The sequence below is a fragment of the Chryseobacterium sp. ISL-6 genome (assembly GCF_018613715.1).
GTDB lineage: Bacteria > Bacteroidota > Bacteroidia > Flavobacteriales > Weeksellaceae > Chryseobacterium > Chryseobacterium paludis.
This window is the reverse complement of record NZ_JAGGPT010000006.1, coordinates 928,763-955,690: the sequence shown is the minus strand read 5'-3', so window position 1 is coordinate 955,690 and position 26,928 is coordinate 928,763. Positions and strand designations below refer to the sequence as shown.

Here is a 26,928-nt window from a genome sequence, read left to right as displayed (position 1 = left end):
TACCAAAAAACTTAAAAACATCCATTATGATGATTTTTTTAATTGTATTTTTGTTCTTATTCTAAAGTTATGAACAAAATAGTTTACACTTCTCTCTTCATATTCTTATTCATCAGTTCAAAAATCACTGCCCAGTATCAGCCAAAGGGCATTTCTCAGGCAGATATAAGTAAGGCGAACCAATGGGTTGATAAAACGTACAGCTCTCTTTCTCAAGATGAAAAATTAGGACAACTTTTCATTGTTGCCCTTTATACTAATAAAGATGAAAGCCATATTAACCAAGTTAGAAATATTGTAATCAACGATAAAATCGGCGGATTGATTTTAATGCAGGATGATGCAGCAAGAGAAATTACGCTCGTCAATGAATTTCAGCAGAAGTCTAAAGTTCCTTTAATGATAGGAATGGATGCTGAATGGGGTCTTTATCAAAGAATAGCGGCAGCTCATAAATTTCCGTGGGCGATGACCCTGGGCGCTATTCAGGATAAGAATCTTATTTATCAAATGTCTGCTAAAATAGCTGCAGATTGTAAAAGAATGGGGATCAACTGGGATTTTGCTCCTGTAGTAGATGTTAACACGAATCCAAACAATCCTATTATCGGAAACAGAAGTTTCGGCTCTGAGGTTGACAATGTTATCAATTCGGCATTAGCGTATTCAAATGGACTACAGGACAACAATATACTTGCCGCAATAAAACATTTTCCTGGCCATGGTGATACAAGTACAGATTCTCATTTAGACCTGCCTGTTGTCTCACATCAATTGGACCGACTTAATGCAGTTGAACTTGCCCCTTTCAGGGCATTAATGAATAAAGGAATTGGAGGCGTAATGGTAGCCCACTTATATGTCCCAACATTAGAATCAGGAAAAGGAATTCCGGCTTCTGTATCTAAAAATATTATTACAGGATTATTAAAAGAAAAATTAGGATTTAAAGGCTTAATTATTACTGATGCTTTAAATATGGGAGCTGTAGCTAATAAGTACAAACCTGGAGAATTAGATGAATTGGCCTTCAAAGCAGGAAATGATATTATGCTTTTTTCTCAGGGTGTATCTGAAGGTAAAAAGTTAATTCAGAAAGCTATTGATAATGGAGAAATTTCACAATCCCGGGTAGAAGAAAGTGTAAAGAAAATATTACTTACAAAATATTATTTAGGTCTTGAAAAATACAGTCCAAAAAATCCTGAGAATATAAATAATGACCTTAACAATGATTCTCACAAAGTTTTAGTTCAGAATCTTTATTCTAATGCTTTAACTTTATTAAAAGATGAGCAAAAGCTGCTCCCACTTAGCGGAAAACAAATTTACTATGTCCCATTGGAAGAAGCTTCTTTTCAAACATTTGCCAACCAGTTAGGCTCTAATGTAATTATTAAAAAAGCCAATGAAATTAATACAATTCCTTCTAATTCTACGGTAATTGTTGGTCTCCATAAAGATAATTCTACTGCCTACAAACCTTATAAAATTTCAGCAGAATCAAAAAGAATTCTGGCCGATCTATCAAAAAATCAAAAAGTCATATTAAATGTATTTGGAAGTGCTTATGCACTAAAAGACATTGATATTTCTAAAATTTCAACTGTTCTTGTTTCTTATGAGAACAACGATGATTCAATGATTGCAACAGCAGATGCTTTACTCGGAAAAACAAAAATCTGGGGAAGGCTTCCAGTATTGATCAACGATCATCTAAAAGCAGGAATGGGTATCGACTTGAATTCAGGTTCAGCTCCTGATACGAAATCGAATTCAACTATATTTACAACATCAAAACAATAATAAATCAATGAAAATAGGCATACTTTGCTACCCAACATACGGCGGAAGCGGTATCGTAGCAACAGAACTTGGAATGTCCCTTGCCAACAAAGGCTATGAGGTTCATTTCATAAGCTCAGCTCTTCCGGCAAGATTAGACATTACCAATCCAAATATTTTTTTCCATAGAGTTAATGTTCAGACTTATCCCCTATTCCAATATCAACCTTATGATATTGCGTTAAGTTCTATGATATACCGTGTCGTAAATTTATATAAACTCGATTTACTTCATGCTCATTATGCAATTCCTTATGCTTATGCGGCATTTACGGCAAAGCAGATGCTACAGGAAGATAATAATGATATTCCTTTGGTAACCACTCTCCATGGGACAGATATTACTTTAGTTGGGCAGCACCCAAGTTATAAACATGCGGTAGAATTCTCAATTAACAAATCGGATGCGATCACTTCAGTATCTGAAAGTTTAAAAAAAGACACTCTCCAATTTTTTAATATTAAGAAGCCAATTCAGGTGATCACCAATTTTATTGATAATTCTGAGTTTGATGAATGCAATGAGTGCCAAAGAACGCAGTTTGCTGATCCTGATGAGAAAATATTGATTCACGTTTCCAATCTACGTCCTGTAAAACGTGTGGAGGAAGTTCTACAGATTTTTAAGAATGTAAATAAAAAGGTAAAATCTAAACTCATTATTATCGGTGAGGGTCCTGATATGGAAAAGGTTAATCAGTTCTTAGAAGAAAACCCAGATTTAATTTCTAAAATCCGTCTTCTTGGAAAAGTAAATGATCTATACAGAATATTACAGCTTTCGGATGTCTTCTTATTACCATCTGAGCAGGAAAGTTTTGGTCTGGCTGCATTAGAAGCAATGGCAGCGAATACACCTGTTATCAGCTCTAACGCGGGTGGAATTCCAGAAGTCAATATTCAGGGTGAAACAGGTTTCTTAGCCGAAATAGGAAATGTAGAGGCTATGAGTAACTACACCATTAAATTATTAAGTAATGAGGAACTTTTAGCCAAAATGAAGATCAATGCGAAAGAACAGGCTATAAAATTCGATTTGAAAAACATTCTTCCTATATATGAAGAAATGTACATAACAACTATAGAAAACTTCAGGAAGGAATTAACGAAAGCATAGTGCTTTATAAAGACTTCTGTAATAATATAATTAAGGCTTGGATTTTTAATCCAGGCCTTTTCTAGTTTCATGAATTTTCAATCACATTTATTGCTTGATCTGGGTTTAGTTTTTACCCTGTTTCAAATCATTAACATCTAATAATTGAATATGACTTCTTCATTCATCTAAAAAGATCGATACTGATTATCTTTAATTAAAATGAAGGAAAAAAAATAAAAAAACAACTATAATATCCCATTTGAATATATATATCCTATACATCCATAAATATGCAATACGGCGGTGAAAAATCTTAAGAACGAGTTGATAAAAGTGCAATATTTATGATATATTTATTATTACACTTATGACAGAAAAACTACTTCAATATCTTTGGAACTTTAAAATTTTCAAAAGTTTTGACTTCAAGGATATTGAAGGAAATCCTATTGAAATAATAAATTTCGGTAAATGGAATACCAATGCCGGCCCTGATTTTTTACTTGCTAAAATAAAAACTTCCGACTTAACTTTAAGTGGAAACATTGAGCTTCACGTAAAGTCATCTGACTGGATTTTTCATAACCATTCCCAAGATCCCAATTATCAGAATATTATCCTGCATGTTGTTTTTCAAAATGACGTAGAAATTGAAGAATTCAATGATAGAAAAATTCCCACTTTAGAGCTGAAAAATTTTATCGATGAAAATTTACTTTGGAAATATGAAAAACTGATCAATGAAAATCAGTTCATTCCTTGTGAGGGTATTTTTAATAAAAACAGTATTCCCATTAATTTTCATGAAGAAAACATTCTAAAAAAGCTGGATCGGAAATCACTTGAACTAGAAGACAGTTTAGAACGATATAAAAATAACTTTGAAGCCATTCTCTTTCATAGTCTTGCTTATACCTTCGGATTAAAGGTAAATGCCTTTATATTTAAACAAATTGCCGAAAGCATAGATTTTGCTATCATTAATAAAATCCGGCAGAATAAAACACAATTGGAAGCCTTGTTGTTCGGAATCTCTGGCTGGCTTGAAGATCCACAAGATGAGCAAATGAAAATTTGGAAAAGAGAATTTGATTTTATAAAAGTTAAATACCAAATATCCGATATGCATTTCAGACCAAAGTTTTTGCGATTGAGGCCTCCAAATTTTCCAACCATTAGACTTTCGCAATTAGCAGACTTATATCATCAGCATCAAAATTTATTTTCAAAAACCATCCTTTCAAAAAATACCGATGAATTAGTGAATGTTCTAAAGAACATAAGTGCATCTGATTATTGGAATAATCATTTTAATTTTGGAAAAATATCTCCCATTAATCAGCCTAAGACATTAAGTAAGGATTTTATTGAGCTTATTATTCTAAATACAATTCTTCCTTTAAAATATACTTATCACAAATATCATGATGAGGAAATAGCTGATGAGATCATTGAGTTTTATAGGAATTTACCTCCTGAAAAAAACGCTATTATAACCTCTTGGAAAAAACTGAATATAAAAATCAATAATTCATTAGAAACCCAAAGTTTCATTTATCACTTTAATAACAGCTGTGAAGAAAAAAATTGCTTAAATTGCAGTATTGGATTTAAACTTTTAAAAGATTCTTCAAATGCTTGATAATATCCGTCATAAAATGGAAAGAGAATGGTTTGGTGTTCTGACAAGAATGGGTGCTAAACTGGGAATCCCTGTTTCTAAATTGAGGGTATTCTTCATTTATTCAACATTTGCAACAGCTGGTTTTTTCTTTCTGATTTATCTGGGTTTAGCTTTTACGCTATGGATCAAAGATATTTTCATCACAAGAAGACCAAGCGTTTTTGATTTATAATTATGGAATTTCTACCTATTACTTCATCTGAAGATTACAGAATTAAAGATATTTACTATTCCTATTCAACTACTTTCCCTGAAGATGAGAGGAGAGATTGGGATCAGTTTGTAAAATTATTTACGAATCCTAATGTTAAGGTAATTTCTGTATTACATGAATCAAAGGCAATTGGATATCTTATCATTTGGGAATTGAGCACTTACACTTTTGTTGAGCATTTCGAGGTTTTTGCTGAATTTAGAAGCCAAAAGCTGGGATCTCACATTACAGGATATTTGTTTAAAAACTATCCGAGAATTGTTCTTGAAATAGAACCAGATCATTTAGGTGATGATGCCAAACGACGCTACTCCTTCTATCAAAAGAATGGTTTTTCGTTAATTGATGAAATGTATGTACAACCAAGCTATGGTGAGGGAAAGAATCCATTAGACCTGTGGTTATTAGCGAATTATTCTCCTGAGGATCTAAAAAAAATTAAAGAAGAAATTTACGATATTGTTTATCATTAATTATAAAAGCCGGATAATGTCCGGCTTATTTTTTATAAAATCTTTCAATATAATATAAGGAAGAAAGTAAATTTAATCTACTTCGTACTCCAGTTTTATAGTAATACTTGCTGCTTTCTCCTTAGAAGAGGTATTAAAAGCTCCACCATAAGAATAATCCTCGTTTGAGTTGGGTGCAGTAATCTGAATAACACCCATTGTTGCTTTTTTAAGATGACCAAGACTGCTTCCTGAATTTTCCGCTATTTTTTCTGCGCGTTCTTTAGCATCTTTAGTAGCAGTGGCAATCATTTCCTGTTTTACGGTAGTCAGTTTTGTATAAAAATAAGACGGTGAAGAAGAAGTAAATTCAATTCCTCTATTGATAATTTCTGTTATGTTTCGGGATAAATTTTCAATTTTAGCCACTTCCTTGCTCTCTATTGATACAGTCTGAGTAAGATTGTATCCGGAAAATTCTCCTTGTACATTATTACCATTTGAATCCGTATAATTTCTAAACTGTTTCTGAATATCCACAGAAGAATATATAATCTCATTCTGCTTTATTCCTTTTGAAATAAGATAATCGTTGATCACTTTTTTATCAGCCAATAGTCCATCATAAGCCAATTTCAGATCAATATTATTTTTTGAAAAACTTCCAGACCATGTGATCAAATCCGATGTAAACTGTTTCGTTCCAAGTCCTGTTACTGAAATGGTATTTTCAGATTTATTTCTGTTTTTAATAGCATTTCCGAGAAGCCCAAGACCAATAATAAAGCCTAAAGCTGCAATTGCAATAACTATAATATTTTTATTCATAAAAATTTGTGAATTTAATTGATGTCTTATTTAAATTTTCTTTTTAAATGAAATTATTATATCAATTTCCGTTCCGAAATTTTAAGATTTCTTTAACAAATTCAAGATTTAATGGTTTTTAATCTTTCCAAAAAAGCTGGTATTGTATCTTCCAGTTTCAGCAACACACCCGATAAGTTTTTGGCTTTTACATAAGTTCTAGTCTGAGGCTTAACTGTAAATGAAAATTCTATAAATTCTGAAATTCTTTCTGCGGGAATTCCTGCACTCGTAAAATAGTCATCTTCCACTCGTTTTCTTACCCACAGAATATGATCTTGCAAGTCGTCAAATTTATATTGCCGTTTTTGCCTTCTTGCTTTTCCACTGATCAAATCATAGGCTCCCTGAACATCCAAATTCCCTAAAAGTATAGGAAGTAAAACTTTCTTAACTTCCGCCGGCCTTTCTCTCATTTTCGTAATAGGCTGAGGAAGCCCTACTGCCTGTTGTACAATTTCACCTTTATCTACTTTAGCGACCATTCTGGAATCTTTCGTCAGATCACCAGATAATTTTTTCACTTCAACTTCCTCTATTTCTTCAGGAATTCTAACCATAGTGATGAAGATTTGAGAATTAACGCCATCTGCAAAAACTCTTTTTGAAACCCTCTCATAACCTGGTCTTACAAACCTTAACTCATCATTTCTTGAAGCTTCAATCGAAAATTCACCTAAAGAATTACTATATACTTTTTTATCTGTTGATACATTGACCACAGTAACGGAACCCAAATTAATATCGTTATCATCTGTAATTTTGCCAGTAACGATCTGTTGGGAATAAACAACCCCAAACAAGAACAACATGATAAAAAATAATTTTCCTTTCATTCAATATTCCTGCATACACTATACATACGATACCAACATTCTATTACAGCTTGATTTTTATGACTTATCTTTGAGTCTGAGGGGCACGATAGGATGATATTCTGGCAAGTACAGCTCTCTGAAATCTCATAAGATCTGCATCACTACAGTATCCGTATTTCAATATTCTCCTCCTTTCAAAACCGACTCTCAAAACATAAGAAATAAAATGCTGTATCAATGATTTTTCTATCTTAAGATCCATAAAGTACTGATCACCTAAGCTTTCATGTAAATAGCTCATAAAATCCACATCATCCCATTTATCCTTTACCTTCCCCACTGAAAAACCTTGCCCCTTAGGCTGTACAAACTCCCCGGCCTTTGCTGCCAGAATTCTTGGATCAGACTTTTGAGCTATATACACATCAATGTCTTTGGCTAGCTTTTCAACTTTTTTTGGCCTGTTTAGATTTTTAGAATCTATTTTCAAGTCTCCTGTAATGCCCTTTTTGATCTCTACTTCAGCAATTAATGCCATCTGTCGGATAAGTACCACATTTAAAGGAGAACCTATATTCTCTTGTGTTATTTTTTTATTGATCCTTTCATATCCACTCTTCACAAAGCGAAGTTCATCTCCCTGTCTCCCGGAAATCATAAAGTGTCCATCTGTATTTGTAGAAACACGTTCATCGGTTCTTATATTGATAACAGTAACTTCAGGCATTTCAACATTCTCTTCGGTAGTTATTTTTCCAAAAAGGTAATCCTGAGCATAGGTTTGAATGAAGAAAAGAAATGGTAATAGAAAGAGTAATTTTAATTTCACGAATAGTTTTTTATAAAGCAAAGCTAAAATTATTTTTAATGTATACCATAAGTTTAACCACAGTTAACGCGTTTTAGGATTTTTTTTAGAACTTTCTATTTCTAATTTGTTAAATAGCGAATTGTAATTGTTAAAATTTCACTTAATTTTTAGCTAACTTGCAGTTTCAATTCATCCCAAAAAATGCAAAATTCTTATACAGTCATCAATGCTTCTGCAGGTTCTGGGAAAACCTATGCCCTTGTTCAGAGGCTTTTGATGATCTGTCTTCGTTATCCCAATCAACAGCATGCTATCAGAAATATTTTAGCATTAACCTTCACCAATAAGGCTGCTAATGAGATGAAGGAAAGAATCCTGTCATGGCTTGGAAATTTCTCAGCTAATAATTTTGCTGATAATAATGATTTAAAAAATATTCAGAAGGTTTTTGAAGAAGAGGGATTACGAATTACTATTGATGAATTACATATTCGTTCTAAAAAATTATTAGATTATATTCTTCATAACTATTCTACTCTAAATATTGGAACCATCGACCGTTTTAACTCACGTTTGGTAAGAAGCTTTTCCTATGAATTGGGACTGGCTAAAAACTTTAATCTTGAAATTGAAGCCGAACCATTCCTCATTGAAGCTGTAGATAAAATGCTGGATCAGATTGGAGAAAATGATGCGATCTCCAATTCTTTTATGGATTACGTAGATTATAGTCTCGAAAATAATGAACGGATCAACCTTAACAAAAATCTATACGATTCAGCAAAAGAGTTTGTAAAAGATATTCATTACGAACAGTTAAAAAGCAATAATAATTTTGATGATACGAATTATGAAAATATAAAAAATACGATTCGTAAAGAGATTGTATCCAATAAAAAACAGGCAATAGAAGTGGCCACAAAATCTATTGATCTGTTCAAATCAAGAAATATTGATATCGAAGATTTTGCTCAGGGAAAAAACGGGATTGGAGGCTTCTTTACCAAGGTCTTAGATTTTTATAATCAAAAAAGAGCAGGCTTTCCTTTTCCAACCACGCAGGAAGAATCGGTTGTTAATAATTACAGAAAAGGAGCTTCTTCCAAAGCGAAAGATAAAGAAACTGATATTTTTGAAATCCTTGATCAACTTTTGGACAACAGAATGCAGCTTATCCTTCTTTATATTGAAACTCAGAAAAAGGAGAAAATATTATCTGCATTACTTCCTTTAAAAGTAAATAAAGATATCCAGGATGAGTTAAAAAAGATTGAAGAAGAAAATGATCTTGTTCTTCTTTCAAAATTTAATATTCTCATCAATGAAAATTTAAGAAATGAACCTTCAGCCTTTATTTATGAAAAGGTAGGTTCTCAATTCCAGCATTATTTTTTTGATGAATTCCAGGATACTTCCGAATTACAGTGGCAGAATTTTGTTCCATTAAGAGATCACAGTGTTTCCATGGAAAATACCACCTTTACTTTGGTAGGGGATCCTAAACAGAGTATCTACAGATTCCGTGGTGGAGAAAGCAAGCTGATGCTGGATATTATCAATAAAAAAGAGGTTTCCCCAAAAGAAGCACAACTATTGGTATTAAAGGACAACTGGCGAAGTGCCAAAAATATTGTAAAGTTTAACAATGAGCTCTATCACTATCATTCCATGGATCTTGAAGAGGAACATAAAAATATCTTTGGAACTGATGCTGAACAAAATCCGAAATCAGGAATTGATGGCAGAGTAAAGGTAAACCTCATCGAAAATCTCACGAATGAAGATTTTTACAATGATACATCCGAAAGAATGCAAAAAGATATTCAGGACTGTCTTGACAATGGATTCAAGTTTGCGGATATCACAATCCTCTGCCGTGGTAATTTCGATATTTTCAGCTATTCTCAAAAGCTTGGAAACCTGAAAGTAACGTACAAAGGAGAGGAAACAAATATTAAAACCATTTCAGATAAGGGTCTTACTCTGGAATTGTCGAATACCATACAGGCTGTCATAGAATTTTTAAGATGGGAAACGAATCCTAAGAACAAAACTAATTTAATTATGATGATGTATTATCTTAATAAATTAGGAAGGGTACAGATGCCGGATTTCACTTTATGTATGAAAGAAATTCTCGACATTGAATCTCATGATGAAATACTACAATTCATAAAAAAAACTTATTCTTTACAACTGACACAGGATCATTTTCCAAGATTTAATTTATACAACTTTGTAGAATATTATATCAATGAATTTTCATTTGAAAATAAAGAAACAGATTTTTTACTGAATTTCCTTGAAATGCTCTTTAATTTCACACAAAATGCAGGTGCCAGCACAAAGGAATTTTTAAAATATTGGGATGAAGAAGCATCCACGTATACTATTCAGGCATCAGAAAATATTGATGCTATCCAAATTATGACAATTCATAAAGCAAAAGGGCTTGAGTTCCCAATTGTTTTTATCCCAATGATGAATAAAAATCGTGACTCAGAATTTTCCAACTGGTTTGAAACAAATAGCAATGAAGCTTTGAAATCTGTAAATATTAACCAGTTCAGTAAAAACTTAGAAGCTTACGATGAAGAAATTGAAAAATTTAATAAAAAGAATTCTTACAAAAATTTAATCGACAGATTGTGTTTACAGTACGTTGCCACTACCCGACCTGTAGAACAGTTATTTTTCTATCTGCAAAAACAAAATAAAACCTCAAATAATCTGGAGATCTTAGAGTTTATCCAAAGTAAAAATACTGATCAATCTGATGAATTTGATCTTTATGATATACATCCTGAAATGTTGAGAAAAAATTCTAAAGACAAAACTTCATCATTTAAGACAAAGGATATCAGGAATCTAAAAAATATTAATGAAAAAAGCACATCCATTAAGATTGCTACACCTTCTAAAAACTATCAGGTCCGGAATGAAAAAGTAAGGATTGGTCTTTTTGTTCATGAATTATTATCAAAGATCAATACTGAAAAAGATATTCAAAAAGTCCTGGAAAGTTATGTTCTGGAAGGACAGATTACTTTGGGTGAAAAGAAGGAGATCCACGAAACATTATCAGGTATTGTTAGTTCTTATTCTGAATTCTTTGATGAGAAATGGATCGTAATCAATGAAAAAGATATTATGATCTCTGAAAGGGGAGAAAGCAGAATCTACAGACCTGACCGGATCCTAAAAAGTGATGACGGCTATATCATCGTAGATTTTAAAACAGGTGAGGTCTCTGAAAAGAATGACAAACAAATAGAAATGTATAAAAACGTATTGGAAGGTTTGGGTAGAAACGTAATAAAGACTCAACTTATTTATTTATAAAACCTGGAATTCCTTTATACACGGGTATTTTTGTCTATTTTAACATTAAAGATATCGTAGAATTACTACAAGATATCGTAGAACTACTACAAGAAATCGTAGAAACACTACAAAAAACAAAACTTATATTCAAAAGTTTTAAAGTATCATTAAAGAAGTATACATTTGCTACATAATCACTGAATCATATATTTATTAACGATTAAAATTTACAACTATGGCAGCAAATTCAAGAGGAATCTTAAAATTCAACGGAAGCGAAGGACAAAAATTATTAAAGCTTAATTATAGCGTATCAAGATCTACAGACGTTTCAGGACGTGTGGCATCAGATCCATCAAACGCTATTATTAAATTAACAATTGAAGCTACAGAGAAATCTGAGATCCTTGAAAGCTTACTAAACGGAAAATACAAGCCTACAACAGGTGAAATTACATTCAACAAATCTCACGAAGAAGGAACATTAATTACTTTAACTTGGGAGAATGGATATGTAATTCAACACGAAGTTGATTTTGATGCAGTTGACGAAAACAGCATGTTGATCAGCTTTATCGTAAGTGCAGAGAAAATCAACTATGGTAATTCTGCTTACGAAGGTATTTGGCCTGGTGCATAATTTATGCATATTGACATTAATAGAAAGATCATCCCTAAAGGGTGATCTTTTTATCTCTTATCTAAAGAATTAATTCTTTTTTCCATTATAAACAGCACAAAGCATGTAATTAATACTGCATAATTGGTTTTATTATGTATAAAAGTCGTAATTCTACTACAGTTTTTAAAATTTAACAATTTTCGTCATTTTGAAATGGAAAACATTTCTAATTTTAGTTAAATAACCACTAAAAACATAAGCATGAAAAATAAGACAACGAATGCAGATAAAATTGCTGAAAATCACATTGCAGGTGTTCAGCGTGTGGTTAAGCTGGACGTTGTAATTGAAGGCAAAATAATTAAGCACTTCAAACATTTCCGCTTGCAGCAAAGTATAAGAAAACATCATAATTTCGAACTTACATTAGCTCACGACTCCTTAGGATCCTTACAAAATCATGAACTTGATCAGGCCCAACAATTTTTGGGAAAGCGTCTTACAGTTGTTTTTAAATATAAAGATGCTGAAAATGAGAGCCCGGAAAGGACTTTTGTTGGTCTTATTACCAAAGTAGCCTTTAGCCAGGAAAAAATGAGCTTGGGTAACGTGGTATTAAAAGGATACAGCCCAACTATTTTAATGGATTCAGCTCCGCATACTCAGAGTTTTGGGGGAGAAAAACCTGTGAATACCTCGATCATTGCAGATAGAGTTCTTAAGGAAACTTTAAACTCGGGTAAATTTGATTATAAAATCGACGCCCAAAATAAAAGCTATATTAACTACAGTGCTCAGTATAAAGAGACCCATTACAATTATCTGGCAAGAATAGCAGAAACTTACGGCGAACAATTTTACTACGATGGGGAAACTCTTTATTTTGGCAAACTTCCACCCAAAGAGCAGGCTATCCGTCTCACTTATGGAAGTAATGTAAGTGATATTTGTGTTGAGCTAAAAGCTGTTCATACCAAACCTGAGTTTTTCGGATATAACAGTAGCAATCATACAAAATTACTAAGTACTTCCGCAAGTATCAAACACCTGGGCCAGCTTGCTTCAAAAGCCTATGACCTAAACAACGATATCTTTAAAACCCGCTCTTTAAACCCATCTCCTATTAATGCAAATATGTCGTTAAACGTAGATGACTCACAAAAAAGTGCAGCGGGAAGTGCCGCTGTAGAAGTCTTTACTGTTTCAGGAACAACATCGGTTCCTTTTTTACACCCTGGTTGTATTGCGGATATAGAAATGAGAAAACCTGACACTAATCAGACTTCTTACTTCACAAAACTTATGGTTACTGAGGTTAATCATGAAGTTAATACCAGAGGTATTTATACCGGATCTTTTGAAGCTATTGCCGAGGGAACAGGATTTATCCCTAAACCCGAATTTATCACCCCAAGCGCTGAACCCCAAATTGCTACGGTGATTTCTAATACCGATCCATTGAATCAGGGCCGTATACAAGTACAATTTGACTGGCAATTAAACGACACTACCTATTTTATCAGGATGATGAGTCCTGATGCTGGAGGAACAGATGTTATAACCCAAAACAGAGGATTTGTAGCAATTCCTGAAGTTGGTGATCAGGTGATGGTAGGTTTTGAATATCATCATCCGGATTTCCCTTTTGCTATGGGTGGCATGTTTCATGGAGCCGTAGGTCTAGGTGGTGGTGTAAATAATCATATTAAATCAATACAAACCCGAAGTGGTAATAAAGTAATTCTTAATGATGCCGAAGGAAGTATTTATATAGAAGACCCAAGCGGAAACACCTATTTTATGGATGGAAAAGGCAGCATTATCGTTAATGCACCTAAGGATATGACTTTTACTGCTGGAAATAATATAAAGATGACTGCTGGGAATGATATTACTTCAATAGCGGGTAGCAATATTTTTTCAACTGCAAATGTAAACATCGTCTCCAATGCTGGAGTAAACATGGTAGACACCGCTGGTAGAGACCTTTTGCAGACTGCTACAGGAAACATCCACGAATCTTCTGATATGAGAACAGAAATCGCTGAAAACGAAAGAAATGTTCAGTCCAAAAAGAGCGATTCTTATGCTGACAAGGTTACTGTGGTAAGTACCAAAGAGAATATGATTTTGCAAAGCGAAAAGACGGTAAAGTCTCAAAGCGGAGAGCAAGGAAATTCACATTAAATATTTTGACATGGCTATTGTAAAAAAAGCTAATAATATCACTCTTCAGGTATTTAATAATTATACCTCACTCAGTAAAACCTCTAATGAGAGTTCTGAGGAAGTGATTATTGAAGCTCTCAAACAAAACTTAGAGCTGTCCAGCCAGAAAAGAACAATAATGCAGGGTTTTGGAAAAGATGCTGAAAAAAAAGATAAACCTGCAGAAAGTAAATTACTGGAAATAAAAATTAAGAAGGATACATTTGTTCCTCTTGGTATATCCAGCTTTAAAGGAGATCAAGAAAATGCCAAGATAAAATTTCAAGTCATCATTAAAGAAGGAACGTTTGAAAAACTAACATTCAAAGTAAAAAATGAGGGTACTGAAATATATTCAGAAGAAATAACCAAAAGCTTAAAGGCTGGTGATATTCATGATATAGAATGGGATGGTTTTTCTAAAGATAAAATATATGACAGTATACTTTTCACCGATAATAAACTGACTGCTGAAGTGACCGATGGAACCACTACTTCCGAAGTGAAAATTTCTGGTGATTGCAAAACAGAATGGATTGATGTGAAAATAGATGATACTAATAAAAAAGTAGATGTCACGGTCCGCGTTAACTTAAAAGACGGTGGGGTCATAGGAACAAATCCTCCAATCTATACATTCTCTAAACTGGAAAGCATGTCTTTAGATGGAATTCATTTATATTGGAGCAGAATGAAAAGCAGATCGAAGATCTCCACAGATATTGTAACAATTTCCGGAAAAGAGTATAAAGTAGAAGTGAAAGGAATCAATACCCAAGAGAAATCAATCGATGAGGTTGCCTTAGTATATAACGGTTCTGACAAATGGTTGCGCTCCAGTAATCCTGGGTCAGTAAGTGGCTTATTATCTTTTTTCGGACAGATAGCTCCTCAAAGAGTAGTATATAACGCCAAACAAAACAATGAAGAAAGAGATTTTATATTAACCTCGGCTCACGAAATCGGGCATGAAATTGTAAAAGAATTTGGTGGAGATAAATATTCGTACGGACATGAAGGAAGTTCTAACCCAATTTTACAGACTGCCCATACAAACCTGCTTCCTACTTCTGGAGAAGTAAATGTGATGGAATATTATAGTGATGCCTATTATGATTATGATCGTACGATCGCATCAGAAAAAGACGTATTGGGGTTACTCTGGTGTTCTAAACTTAAAATAAACAAGAAATGAGTAAAACAATTTTTTTTTCAGCAATTATATTAATACTAGCCTCGTGTACAGGCAGAATAAAAATTCCTGATATAACAGGTACTGTATATGAAGCAAAGACCCTTAAGCCAATTGCAAATGCAGACATTTATATTGACGAAGACAATAAGACAAAGACAGATATGCAAGGTCATTTTCATATAGAGAAAAAGACGTATTCTGAGAAAATTTCAGTTGGTGGAGAAGCACCTCCAGTCATTTATAAAATGACGGTATCAAAAAAAGAATATAAAGATACTATTATACATTATAAGAATTTATTTGGGGGCGGCAACAAAAACCTAACCGTAAAATACGATACTATCACACTGAAAAACAAGTAGATAATAGTTTATTTTATGTCAGTTTGAATTTTAAAAATTAAACTTATGTCAGCAAAAAACCCCGGCGTAGACTATAATACTAAAGATCCCATACAGAGAAGTCCTATCTCCAAGTACTTTGTGCGGGGCTGGTGGACAGATGAAAATGAAAAGCTAATTACCGAAGCTTTTTTAGGTGATATTGTGCATTTTCATATTGAGACACAGAATATTCCTGACAATAACAGTATTGCCACAATGCTATATGATGATGATGTAAAAAAAAGACCCGTAGAGGAATCAGACGGAAAACAAGGATCAGACGCAATAGAATTGGGATCCAATGGAGAAACAACAAAGCTCCTCAATCATAAAATCGTGATGGGCAACAAAGTTACTATCCGTTTGAAACTTGGAGGTATTCTAGCCAATATGATTGATGCAGAAGAAGATAAACAAATTGAGCTTTTCTTTGCGTGTAGCTACAAGGGCGAAAATATTGAGTTACCACATGCCTCCGGAGAATATCTAAAAGTAAAAAAAGCTGAGCCACTCATCATATATATATGCGGATACTGGAATAAAACTATGCCCTATGCAGGTACGGAATGGGGCGAAGATTATTGGGGTGACGGCTTAAAAAGTGCTGCAAAAAAATATTTCAAATCTAAAAAAGAATATTTTATCAATGGTGCCGGAACTAAATTCTCATCTGGAGGAAGCAGATATAGCGATGGTAAAAAATTAGTCAACGAAAGGCTTAACAATAAACAATCTAAATTTTATAAAGAAGTTTTTCTACATCAAAGAGATATCATGATAGTATCTCATAGTATGGGAGGCGCTTTTGCTGAGGGAATGATAAGTGTAATGAAACAAAAAAACATCAACATAGAAAAAGTTGTTCACTTATCACCTGCAGATGTTTCAGAGTTTAAAGTAACATTGCCTGAAAAAACATTTCAGATAGATATAGACTGGGATCCTGTTCTGATGTATAAAAATGCCAACGATGCTGTTATTATTAACGGGCTAAAAAGTTCCGGTTTAGCCAAAAACCCCAAAAATGATAAATTTGGCCATATGTATACTAAAGAAGAATCCTTTGTATGGAATTGGTTTGAGGATTTAGAATCAATTAATTTTCAATTTATTAATGAAGAAACTAAAACCTATTATCATGGCGGAGGTGGAATGGGATATGGAGGATCGTCATCAACCGTATTACAAAAAAATTACAATGCAATGAATTTAAAAAATAATACTAAATTCATAAGAGTCATTAAAAATTCGACCAACTATTTTTTTAATGAAAAAAACAACACCTATTATACAGAAGGAAAATGAAAAAAAAATGGATACTGATAATTTTGGGAGCTCTTGTGCTGATCTTTCTTATTATAAGATATGGATTTCTATTGGTCTTCTGGCTTACCACCCCAAATGGAGGTGAGTTAAGCCTAAAAGAACAGGTTCTGTTTGAAAGGATAAAAGCAGATATGCATGTTGATAAAATTTCCAGAGAACCCAAGTATGATATGGCTAAATCCGGAGACACAGTAACATATAAAATATTCGTAAATAATATTAAATGTGATCAATGGAACGACCAACAACTGCAGGGAGAATCAAATCGCATAAAAAAAGAAATTGACAATATGAATTTAAATAAGAAATTTTATAAGTATACGGTCATTTACAGATGTAAAGATGGGGAAGACATGAGGTTCAGCTATTTGAGGTAAGAAAATTTCCCCAATGCTTATAACAGCATTTTAGTCTTCACCAAAAATTATTGCTTAGAAATGGAATAAAAAAAATTACTTTATGCGCCGATCCGATTCACATATATGTCCAACGTCAACCTATTTTTTACAGGATAAGTCTACTGTAAAAGTTGGTGAAGAGGAATATGAAGCATTGCTCTCATACACGCTATATTTGGAAACCGGAGAAAATGATGATTATGATGTATCCATCAATAGAACCAATCTTAAAGTAAATAATAAGAAAATAGATACCAAGTTTCTTGAAATATCAAACAGTTACATGGATGCATTATTTCCTATCCATTGTAAAATAGATAAGTACAAACTCACCATAGAAAACACAAAAGAGATACAGAAACGAATAAAAAACGTGGATTCAACAATACATTCCATTTATAGTGGAGAAGGTATAGACCACATTCGCACAAATTTTTTTAATGTTACAGAAACTAAAGAGGACCTTATAAAATTTATTAAGGAGCTTCATTTTATAAAAATTATAGAAGCAAGCATGCAGAAGTTCAGTAATAAAAAACAGTATGAAACTTCATGGAAAGTACTGCCAGTTGGAAAATCAGAATGGAAGGGAGAAACAGAATATCAAAAAGAGAAAAACACCTTATTTTTTGAACCTAAAATAGAAAATGCTCAGGAAATGATGGATGATATTATCAGATACATCCACAAACATGAATATGCTGTAAACTTTGATGAAGAGAATCTCCCACTCTACGCAGACTTTAAACAAAATATCAATTATACAGGTACTACAGGGCGGATAGAAAAATCTGAAACCGATGTATGTATAGAAGTAGAAGACAAGTTTTATTATCAACACATTATAACCATACAAACAAAATAATAATATGTCAGCACCCATCCCATACAAAGTCCAGAGCGGTGAGACGTTACAGGATATAGCCAAAAAATTGGGTATAAAAGACTGGACTGAACTCAAGAAATATCATAATCAAAATGCAGGTTCTGATCAGCAGACCTCTGATATTCCCTATGCCGGATTCAATCTTATGACTCCAACGCAAGAGGAAATTTATGAGATAAATGGCGAGACACCTCCTGCCGATCCTGTGAAAGAGCAAAAAGAAGCTGAGCAAAAACAGGGTGAAGAAAAGAAAAAAGAAGAAGAGGAAAAGAAAGAAGAAGAAGCTTCCAAAAGTGATCACGACGGAAAATATTTTGTCGTACATAATGCCAAATGTGTTTGTGACAAGGCCGAAAACCCAAAGCAGACAGCTGATCTTCAGGTTACCACACATAAAATCATTGTTCTGAATGATGACAGCAGTAAACTGGCGGCTACAGAAGAAGATAAAACATTCATTCCTCCTGTTGCAACTTTTGGAAAATGTACTCTTAAACCATCTTCTGCAGGAAACCTTCCTTGTGCTTTAGCAGCTGCTCCTAAATGGAGCAAAACTTACGAAAGCACTCAGGTAATGGGTAAAAATACCCTTACTGAAATTTCCGAATTACAATGTATGGTGGGCGGAAAAATAACGATAGATAAACATGGACAGACTGATTCGGTAAGTAATGCACATGCAGATAATACCAATCCTTTGGAGTTAGCTGCTGTAAATCCAGCCATAGAACAACCGAAGAAAAAAGAAGAGTATCCCGTTGTTACTTCTATTTCTCTTACTAAAATTGAAGACAGAAAAGATTTTAAAGAAGTCGATTCTAAGAAAAAAGATATTATCTATCTCCGTAAAAATGAAGAAGCAGATTTTAAAGCTAATTTAAAAAGCGGAAATAAACAACTCACTTCATGGATGGTTTACAGTGATCATCAAGGTAAAAAAGAAAACAGACTTCTCTTAAAAGAGCAGATCGGCACAGAATTCTCGCAAAGCTTTGCTGATTTAGGAAAATTTAGAATAGAAGGATACGGTAAACCTAAAAGCCCTGATTTTGAAAAAGGCAAATATGACAAATGTGACCCTTCGTGTTCGATTGATGTTGAGGTAGTGGAAAATACCCTCCTCGATATTGAGTGTACATCAGGAGATTTTTCAACGCGTATTGATCCTTCTAAAAATAGAAAATTCAGACGCGGTGTGCCTTCAGTCTTTAAAGCAAAGTTTTTTATTCCTAACCTTACTGAAGAAGAAAAATCTAGATTGACCTTATCATTACTCGATGGTAGTGGGAATGTGGTTACAGATGCTGTTCAGAATGGGGAGACATTGACATTTACCCCTCAAAATACTCAGGCAAAATACACCATTGTAGCCAAATATATTGATGACACTGGAAATGCAATAGAGAAACAAATGTCCGGAGAAACTGAAGGCAATTCCGTAATTGCAATCAGCCATGGAGCTGAAGTTGTAAGACCAGGAACTGCAATGTCTTTCAGTGTTTCTAAAATGAAATATAATTTTGGAAACAATCCGGTTTATGATCTGACGTCCGATGAATCTTCTGAAGTTAAATGGAATCTTAATGGAGTATTGCAGGGAACAGGAAAAAGTATTACTATACCGGGTAACCAACTTATAGCACCAGGAAAATATGTGGTGGAAGCATATAGCAAAGTTGCCAATGCTACAGGAAAAGGTGGTAAGGATGAGGAGGATGACTGGCGTTTTGAAGTAAAGAATAACGTTGTCACCGAAATAAAATATGATAAAAAGCCAAAAGTAGGTGTCAATATCCTATTTGAAATCAGTAAAATGCTTATTAAAGATTATGATGCAACTAAAGATGGCTCCATCATATGGAAGATAACAGGCCCTACCACAGCAACAGGAGCTGGCGAAAAATTTTCTTATAAATTTTCTGCTCCCGGAAAATATACCATCAACTGTAGTATGGGTGGTAGAAACTGTGAAAAACCATTATCAATTGATGTTGTGCAATCTAAAATAAATGCAGATACAGCCAAATGGATGGACAACGATGGAAGCAGCGGAAACATCATAAAAGAAGCTGGCTACGGACAAGATATAGCGGCATATGTAAGATATGAAGGACTACAGGGTGAAGAAGTAAAATTAGAAGTATACGATAATGATAGTACTGGCAGTAATATTATCTTCGAAAAATCCGGAATTTTAAGCGATACCGCTACCGCAGTTTATTGGCCGTTTACATTGGATGATTCTATAAAGCAAAAAATAGAAAGTAAAGGAGCTACTAAAAAAGGGGAATTATTTTTCAAAATGAAATCTACAAACCCTTCTTTAGTTATTCAGAATTCAGATAAGGCTCTTGCCTCTTCTCTTATTGTGTCTGATATCCCAAAAATTGTTGATGCTTATTTTTGTGATGCGTCAGATACTGAAAAACGATATAATTCGCCAATAAGTACTCCTCTTTATTTTAAAATTTATGCCATTAACATGGTAGATAAAAATGTTGAGGTCCATTTTATTACAAAATCAGATATATACTTTAGTATTGCCTGGAATCCAAAACAATGGAAAGACTGGAAAGATGTAAAAGATAAATTCTCAAAAGAAGTATTTTTTAATACACAACAAGGCAAAATCAATAAAAAAGGCGAGCTCATATTAAAAGTGGATCCCGCGAAATTAGGTAAGCCTAAAAATTACTTTAAAATTTCGGCTATCATTAAAGTCACTGAAGGAGAAGGAAAAGACGCTAAAGAAAAGGCGGTTTACCTTGATCATTCCGATATGGCCATTTTGTATGCAACAGCGACACTTCCTAATATGGTGGAGAATAAGGGCGCTGTGAAAGTAGGAAGAGAAACATTGAGTACAGGAAATAGTAAGGAAACTGATTGCTGTCTTATTGATGAGGAGTTCTTTCTTACAAACTATGAGAAAGAGTTCCCAAATGTCGATAAAAAAGGTAAACCTATACCATTGGGAGAATCAGTAAAAGGTAGTCTTAGGAGAATGTTTAAAAGTATCTCAGAATATTATTCTAATGAAAAAAGATGTTGTAACAAGTATCATATTGCATACATGCTTGCTACTGCAAAACTTGAAACAGGCCATACATTTGATCCTGTAGAAGAAGCTAACTGGTTGAGTTGGAGTGTAAGAAAAAATTACTTTGAAGAGATGTATGATCCTATTTTGGGGAAAAATGAAAATCGAAGAAAGATGGCAAGGGATAATGAAAATACTACACAGGGTGATGGAGAGAAATATTTTGGAAGAGGATATGTTCAATTGACGTGGAAGAAAAATTACCGGAAAATGCAAGAAAAATTCAAAGTAGATTTAATAAACAAGCGTGAAAATGCCTTAAATCATGAGCTGGCAATAAAGATTATGATATATGGCAGTGAACAGGGAATCTTTACAGGAGCCAAACTATCAACCTTTATTAATGATTCCAAAAAAGATTACTATAATGCAAGAAGAGTAATAAATGGAACCGACGAGGCTGCAAAAATAGAAGGTTATGCAGAAAAAATCGAGAAATGTTTAAAAATTAAAGAATGTAATTGCGGAGGCAAAGCAGACAATGGCACTCCTTGTCCAACATGTAAAAAAACACATTATAATGTTGCTAAGCCAGAACATTGGATTACTCAAGAACCTAGTGAATGTTGGGCTGCAAGTGTTAAAGTACTCAAAAACTATGGTATTACTGGTGGAGCAAGAGCCAATTGCATAATTGTTGCTAACCAAGATGAAGATACTTTAACTCCAGTAAATGCTCAAACCGGAATTGATTATATTGATTCTCAATTAAAAGCAGGAAATCCTGTTGTTGTAGGTCTGGATGATAATTTACGTCAAACAACTTATAATGCGCATAAGGCTACAGATCATTTCTTTGTAATCGTAGGATCAGGATGTGACAACGGAAAGAAATTTTACAACTTTTTCGATGTTGGCTCAAAGACAAAAGAGGCGGGAACAAGTTCGAGTAATAAGATGTATATAAAGGACAATCTTTTAATTGAAGGAAAAAGTAATGGTGGATCCCATAATTACACAGTAACAGAAATAAGAAGAAATCAATAAAATGAAAATATTTGCCCTATTGCATATTATAGCACTAATTTCTTGTCAAAAGAATGATTTTAATCGCCAAGATATTATTAACCATACCTTTTATCAATTAACACCAAGCAAATCAGGTATAGTTTTATATAAGCCTTGTGGGGCTAATTATGATTCTTATAAAATAAAAAAAAATTATATTCTTCACAATTTGGGACAGGAATATGATACAATTAAAAAAATTAAAATTACACAGAATTCTCCTAATGAAATTTTAATTCAAGGCTACAATACAAATACGCAACAAATTGAAAAAATAATCATTAGACAAACCAAGGAAAAGGAGAAATATCTAGTTGAAATAAATAAAAATAAATATATAGACAGTATTTACTCCAATAAAGTTAAAAAAGTTAATCAGGCATGTAATTGATATTACATGCACTTAAGATGATAATCATTATTATAAGTTCCTATGAAATATATCTTATTATTAATTCCTATTTTCAGTTTTTTTTCGTGTTCTGGTAATGATACGAAGGCCAATAGAACATCAGAAATAAATAAAAAAAAAGAAGTTTTATCCTCTCAAAATAACAACACTGACTCAAGCGATTCCATTAGTTGTAAAGTACTAACTAAGGATCAAAATGTCATATTAGACTGCAAAGGCAAAAAAACAATCTATAATGGTCTAATTATAAACGAGATGTCTGTTTCAACAAATTTTATACAGGAAAAAGAAAACCACTTTTCCATTATTTATGAACTAAATGCTTCTGTCACTAAAGTTAAAGAAAAATACACTTTTAGTTTTTCCAGTAGCGGAATTCATTTAATATATAAAGAAGTTATAAAATATGGAAAAGACGGAATCATGGGCAATCGCATATACATGGACTCTTACAATATGAAAAATAAAACTTTTGAAGATCTTCAAAGTTTAGGAAATCAAGTTAAAGAGGTTTTTGTTAGGAGCAATCCTACTATTAACTATATAGATTTTAGAAATGTAAAGTTTGCAGAAGAAAATTTTAAATCTTCAGGCGAAGACATCTTTGTTGGCTATCCTTCTTTACCAAAATCAAACATTAAAATAATCAATGTAGAGATCGCTAACAATCAGGCATTTTCTTTAGCTCAAAAAGGAGAGCATAATGATTCTAAGGTTTTATTAGTCAATATTTTATCACAATATCCTGATAGGGTAGTTGCATATTTAAACTTAGCAGACACTGATTGGGCACTAGGAAACAAAGAACAAGCGAGGAAAAACTATAATCTCTATATATCATTAATGCAAAAGCAACAGAAAAATTTGGATAAAATCCCTCAAAGGGCTTACAAAAGAAGTAAATGAAAACATCTGTGATATTCCTTGTATCATTGTTTTTTCTCAATTGTAGCAAGAAATCTCCAGCTAAAGGAGTAAAGAAGAAAGCAAATATTTCATTAAGCTTCTAAGGTGGAGGAGGAAAAATTACAATCAACGAATTGGCAAGCTAGTAAAATCCATATAGAAAAGGTATAAAACACACAGAACAAGTCTATAAAATAAAATTGAAAGAAAAAAAACTTTGATTGCTGTGGTAAAAAACATTTTGAATTAAATCAGAAAATATTCTTATCCCACAACAATTTTAAGCCTTAATTTAATAATGAAAATAAGAATAGTAGTTTCTCTTTTTTTAATAGGTACTTCAAGTTTGTCTTGCAGCCAAACTACCAAAAATAAAAATCAGGGAACAAAGCAAAATACGTTAAATACTTCAAGCGCAAAGGTTACTGAAAATGCTCCTACTATTACCCAAAACTCTTTAAACATTAAAGATGTATGGAAATCTCAATGTGATAATAAAAACTCAAGTATTGAGTTTTTTGACGAGAGTTCCGCAAGTATTGATTTTCATACAAAAAGTGGTTTACTGGCTCGAGTAAATTTAAATATTCAGAAAAATAATGATAATTTTCAGATCAAATTTGATGGGCTAAAGGGAACGCAGATTTAGCTTGGGTGAATTTTTCAAGAAAAGAAATTATTGCAAAAGTAAAAGAGATAGATGAAAATAGTATTGAAATTGAATGGTTGGGATTCTATAATGAAAAAAATAAACAGAGAAGCTTTGTAGAAAATCCATTTGCTCAAACGAAAAAAACAGTTAAATTATTAAGGTGTAATTAACTATATTTTGCTATCTCCCTTTATTAAAAGTGAATTCTTCTTTAGGAATAAGATCTTGAAAAGTATATTAAATAAATACATTTATATGAAAAGAAACTTATTAATAATTACTATTTTATACCTTATTGTTTCATTTCAAGCATGTAGTCAGACAAAGTCAAGTACAACAACAGAAAAGAAAGTTTCAGTTAATAAAAATAATTATGAGATAATTGGAGAATTAAAAAATGATACTATAAAAAATACCACTTCTGAAAATATAAAATTACTTGATTCCAAATTTCAAGGAGAGTTTTCAGCAACAGTAGAAACTGAAGAAACAATTTCTGGTACTGCCAGCATTACCTATCATTTCAATATAAAAAAGGATGTTGCAGTTTTAACCACCACCACTTACCATGAACCTATTAGATGCAATGGTAATTATAAGACGATTGAGAGTAATGATATTTTAGAATTATATTATGCAGGCGGTGAAGAAAATTGCAAGTCAAAAACGGCTGCCTTCGAAATAAAAAAAGAAAATAATAAATATTTTATTAAAGGTCTAGGAGGAGAAGGAACAATTAACGAATGGATAGAGTTAGTGAAATCTGCATAAAAAAGGTATAAAATAAAATTGAAATAGAAGATTTAAAGAAAATTCTGCGAGTGTTTTAATAAAAAAATTGAATAAAAATGGAAAATATTATTATTCTACAACAATTTCAAATATTAAACATCATAAAAATTATAATTTCCTTTTGATGAGTATCTCTAAAAATACATTTTACAGCAAAAGAAATCCATTAATAATTATTTCATCAGCAATATTTCTTCTAAATTGTCGAAAAGCAACTTCCACAAATGAGTTGAAAAACGAAGATCTCAGCTTTTCTATAAGTATAGTTAATAAAGACATTGATAATCGACCTTCAAAAATCAAAATAAAAGTAATTAAAAACAATATAGATTTTCAGGATATAATGTATTCCCCAGGAACTTGGTTAAGCGTTAAGGATTCACCGAATATAAACCAAATTAATTATTTTTCTTCAGGAAAGAAAATAACAGAGGGTGTTGAGAACTTTCATAATTTTATTATTACTGATCTTAATTTTGATGGGTTTGAAGATTTTGCTATCCTTTATGATTTTGGAGGTAGTGGTGGTCCGGTTTATTCTTATTATTTTCAGGATAAAAATGATGGAACTTTTAAAACAGAAAAACACTTTCCTTTGAATGAAGGTCCATTTCCAAAAAATATTGACAAAAATAATAATACCCTTACCATAAGCGGTCCTAAGGGATGCTGTAAAGTGAGTACCACAATTTTTCAATTAAAAGCCAATAAGTGGGATGTTCTTTCTTCAAAAGAAGAGGATATGAAATAATATTTTTCAAAATAATAGTATGCACTTAAAACGATTGACTTAGAACTTAATGTTCGTTTATATCCCTACTTAGTATATTTTTCATAAATTTAGTTTCTAAAACAAATTAAGATGAAACAATTTATAACCCTTATGGCTCTTGGAGCTTTATTCTTAACAGGCTGCAACGCTCCAAAAAAAGAAGCAGTAGTCGCAGATAAGGCATCTAATGAAAAAAACGTTAAGATCGAGTTTACTGGAGCTGATAATGTCATTCCTAAAAATGCAAAGCTTAAAGTAAATCTATATGGTGTTCCTGCTAACCTGGCAGATGTACCTGCTAGTTTAATTACTGAAAAAGAATATACTCAAGAAAAGATTCCTTTTACCATTGAACTTCCGGTACCCAATAATCCTGAAGGCCTTATTAAACCTGAAGTAAAAAAGGGAGATCCTGTGAAATACTATATTACTATTAATTGGGACTCTAATGGAAATGGAGTTGAGGATAAGGGCGATATTGTTATTGATTATGATAAAAAATTTCCAACGATCGATATCAATGAAGAAACACAGCAGATCTTTCTGAAAGCATCAAAATAGGAATTTAATAAAAACAAAAGAGTGAACTTTAAAAGTTCACTCTTTTTTATTAGTCCTTATTTTAGTCTTATGCCTGAGCAGCTGGAACAAAAACCCGCTGAGCCAATTCCTGATCAAAAAGATATAATGCTGAAGGGTTATCACAAACCATTCTGATCTTAGTAACCAATTGAGATGCACTTGCCTCCTCTTCTACCTGTTCATTAATGAACCATTGTAAAAAAGAAGTTGTTGCAAAATCTCCCTCATCATTAGCATTCTTTACTATATTAAAAATACTTTTAGTTACTATTTTTTCATGTGCTAGTGCCTTTTCAAAGATATCTGTAGCATTATCAAATTCATGAGGTGGTTTCGGAATCTCTCCGATGATAATTTCTCCTCCTACATCATTTAAATAATCAAACATTTTATCAGCATGCATTAGTTCCTCTTTGCTTTGAACCCTGAAATAATTAGCAATACCATCAAGGTCTTTACTTGAAAACCAAGCAGACATTGAAAGATAATATTGAGCGGCATATTGTTCGTGGGCTATTTGTTCGTTGACTAATTTTGCAATTTTTTCGCTTACCATAATAAAAAGATTATAT

Annotated in this window: 24 protein-coding genes; 20 read left to right on the top strand and 4 right to left on the bottom strand. The window is 32.7% G+C overall.

Annotation, left to right across the window (positions count from 1 at the left end):
* The first annotated feature begins 69 nt into the window (after positions 1–69).
* From J7E44_RS15220 to J7E44_RS15200, 5 genes are all read left to right on the top strand, one after another.
* Positions 70–1,806, top strand: a complete 1,737-nt coding sequence (locus J7E44_RS15220) for a glycoside hydrolase family 3 protein (RefSeq protein ID WP_214831221.1) — start codon at positions 70–72, stop codon at positions 1,804–1,806.
* Between the two features lie 7 nt (positions 1,807–1,813).
* Entirely contained in the window at positions 1,814–2,962 is a 1,149-nt protein-coding gene (bshA, locus tag J7E44_RS15215; protein WP_214831220.1) for an N-acetyl-alpha-D-glucosaminyl L-malate synthase BshA, read from the top strand.
* Between the two features lie 349 nt (positions 2,963–3,311).
* Positions 3,312–4,586 carry a DUF2851 family protein gene (locus J7E44_RS15210; protein WP_214831219.1) on the top strand — a complete coding sequence of 425 codons (1,275 nt, stop codon included), beginning with the start codon at positions 3,312–3,314 and terminating at the stop codon, positions 4,584–4,586.
* Positions 4,579–4,800, top strand: coding sequence for a PspC family transcriptional regulator (locus tag J7E44_RS15205; protein WP_007839346.1), 222 nt, complete (start codon positions 4,579–4,581; stop codon positions 4,798–4,800). The genes J7E44_RS15210 and J7E44_RS15205 overlap by 8 nt, the downstream gene beginning before the upstream one ends.
* Before the next feature lie 2 nt (positions 4,801–4,802).
* Positions 4,803–5,315 (top strand): GNAT family protein, encoded by a 513-nt coding sequence (locus J7E44_RS15200; protein ID WP_214831218.1) that lies wholly within the window; start codon positions 4,803–4,805, stop codon positions 5,313–5,315.
* 72 nt (positions 5,316–5,387) lie between these two features.
* Here the strand turns inward: J7E44_RS15200 and J7E44_RS15195 are convergent, their stop codons facing one another.
* From J7E44_RS15195 to J7E44_RS15185, 3 genes are all read right to left on the bottom strand, one after another.
* Positions 5,388–6,122 (bottom strand): SIMPL domain-containing protein, encoded by a 735-nt coding sequence (locus J7E44_RS15195; protein ID WP_214831217.1) that lies wholly within the window; start codon positions 6,120–6,122, stop codon positions 5,388–5,390.
* A 101-nt stretch (positions 6,123–6,223) separates the two neighbouring features.
* Entirely contained in the window at positions 6,224–6,997 is a 774-nt protein-coding gene (locus J7E44_RS15190; protein WP_214831216.1) for a carboxypeptidase regulatory-like domain-containing protein, read from the bottom strand.
* A 64-nt stretch (positions 6,998–7,061) separates the two neighbouring features.
* Positions 7,062–7,808, bottom strand: coding sequence for a peptidase associated/transthyretin-like domain-containing protein (locus J7E44_RS15185; RefSeq protein WP_214831215.1), 747 nt, complete (start codon positions 7,806–7,808; stop codon positions 7,062–7,064).
* 183 nt (positions 7,809–7,991) lie between these two features.
* Here J7E44_RS15185 and J7E44_RS15180 point away from each other — a divergent pair, with 183 nt between their 5' ends.
* The 15 genes from J7E44_RS15180 to J7E44_RS15110 all read left to right on the top strand — a co-directional run bounded on the left by J7E44_RS15180 (position 7,992) and on the right by J7E44_RS15110 (position 26,335).
* Entirely contained in the window at positions 7,992–11,132 is a 3,141-nt protein-coding gene (locus J7E44_RS15180; protein ID WP_214831214.1) for a UvrD-helicase domain-containing protein, read from the top strand.
* A gap of 217 nt (positions 11,133–11,349) precedes the next feature.
* Positions 11,350–11,754: a type VI secretion system tube protein TssD gene (tssD, locus tag J7E44_RS15175; protein WP_089028847.1), complete on the top strand. Its 405-nt coding sequence runs from the start codon at positions 11,350–11,352 to the stop codon at positions 11,752–11,754.
* Positions 11,755–11,997: 243 nt separating this feature from the next.
* Positions 11,998–13,923 carry a type VI secretion system Vgr family protein gene (locus J7E44_RS15170; RefSeq protein ID WP_214831213.1) on the top strand — a complete coding sequence of 642 codons (1,926 nt, stop codon included), beginning with the start codon at positions 11,998–12,000 and terminating at the stop codon, positions 13,921–13,923.
* Positions 13,924–13,933: 10 nt separating this feature from the next.
* Entirely contained in the window at positions 13,934–15,139 is a 1,206-nt protein-coding gene (locus J7E44_RS15165) for a hypothetical protein (protein WP_214831212.1), read from the top strand.
* Entirely contained in the window at positions 15,136–15,501 is a 366-nt protein-coding gene (locus J7E44_RS15160) for a peptidase associated/transthyretin-like domain-containing protein (RefSeq protein WP_214831211.1), read from the top strand. Before J7E44_RS15165 ends, J7E44_RS15160 begins: the two co-directional genes overlap by 4 nt.
* Positions 15,502–15,546: 45 nt before the next feature.
* Positions 15,547–16,827: a PGAP1-like alpha/beta domain-containing protein gene (locus tag J7E44_RS15155; RefSeq protein ID WP_214831210.1), complete on the top strand. Its 1,281-nt coding sequence runs from the start codon at positions 15,547–15,549 to the stop codon at positions 16,825–16,827.
* Complete coding sequence (locus J7E44_RS15150) at positions 16,824–17,225, top strand: hypothetical protein (protein WP_214831209.1); 402 nt, start codon at positions 16,824–16,826, stop codon at positions 17,223–17,225. The genes J7E44_RS15155 and J7E44_RS15150 overlap by 4 nt, the downstream gene beginning before the upstream one ends.
* Before the next feature lie 82 nt (positions 17,226–17,307).
* A complete protein-coding gene (locus J7E44_RS15145; protein WP_214831208.1) occupies positions 17,308–18,111 on the top strand; it encodes a hypothetical protein in 804 nt (267 codons plus the stop codon).
* 4 nt (positions 18,112–18,115) lie between these two features.
* Positions 18,116–22,219: a PAAR-like protein gene (locus J7E44_RS15140; RefSeq protein WP_251040587.1), complete on the top strand. Its 4,104-nt coding sequence runs from the start codon at positions 18,116–18,118 to the stop codon at positions 22,217–22,219.
* Position 22,220: 1 nt separating this feature from the next.
* Positions 22,221–22,631: a hypothetical protein gene (locus J7E44_RS15135; protein WP_214831207.1), complete on the top strand. Its 411-nt coding sequence runs from the start codon at positions 22,221–22,223 to the stop codon at positions 22,629–22,631.
* 42 nt (positions 22,632–22,673) lie between these two features.
* Positions 22,674–23,558 (top strand): tetratricopeptide repeat protein, encoded by an 885-nt coding sequence (locus J7E44_RS15130; protein WP_214831206.1) that lies wholly within the window; start codon positions 22,674–22,676, stop codon positions 23,556–23,558.
* Positions 23,559–23,856: 298 nt separating this feature from the next.
* A complete protein-coding gene (locus J7E44_RS15125) occupies positions 23,857–24,207 on the top strand; it encodes a hypothetical protein (protein ID WP_214831205.1) in 351 nt (116 codons plus the stop codon).
* A gap of 258 nt (positions 24,208–24,465) precedes the next feature.
* Positions 24,466–24,981, top strand: a complete 516-nt coding sequence (locus J7E44_RS15120; RefSeq protein WP_214831204.1) for a hypothetical protein — start codon at positions 24,466–24,468, stop codon at positions 24,979–24,981.
* Between the two features lie 145 nt (positions 24,982–25,126).
* Positions 25,127–25,753, top strand: a complete 627-nt coding sequence (locus J7E44_RS15115; RefSeq protein ID WP_214831203.1) for an XAC2610-related protein — start codon at positions 25,127–25,129, stop codon at positions 25,751–25,753.
* 111 nt (positions 25,754–25,864) lie between these two features.
* Positions 25,865–26,335 (top strand): hypothetical protein, encoded by a 471-nt coding sequence (locus J7E44_RS15110; protein ID WP_214831202.1) that lies wholly within the window; start codon positions 25,865–25,867, stop codon positions 26,333–26,335.
* A 67-nt stretch (positions 26,336–26,402) separates the two neighbouring features.
* Here J7E44_RS15110 and J7E44_RS15105 read toward each other — a convergent pair whose 3' ends face one another.
* A complete protein-coding gene (locus tag J7E44_RS15105; RefSeq protein ID WP_214831201.1) occupies positions 26,403–26,912 on the bottom strand; it encodes a ferritin in 510 nt (169 codons plus the stop codon).
* Positions 26,913–26,928: the final 16 nt, after the last annotated feature.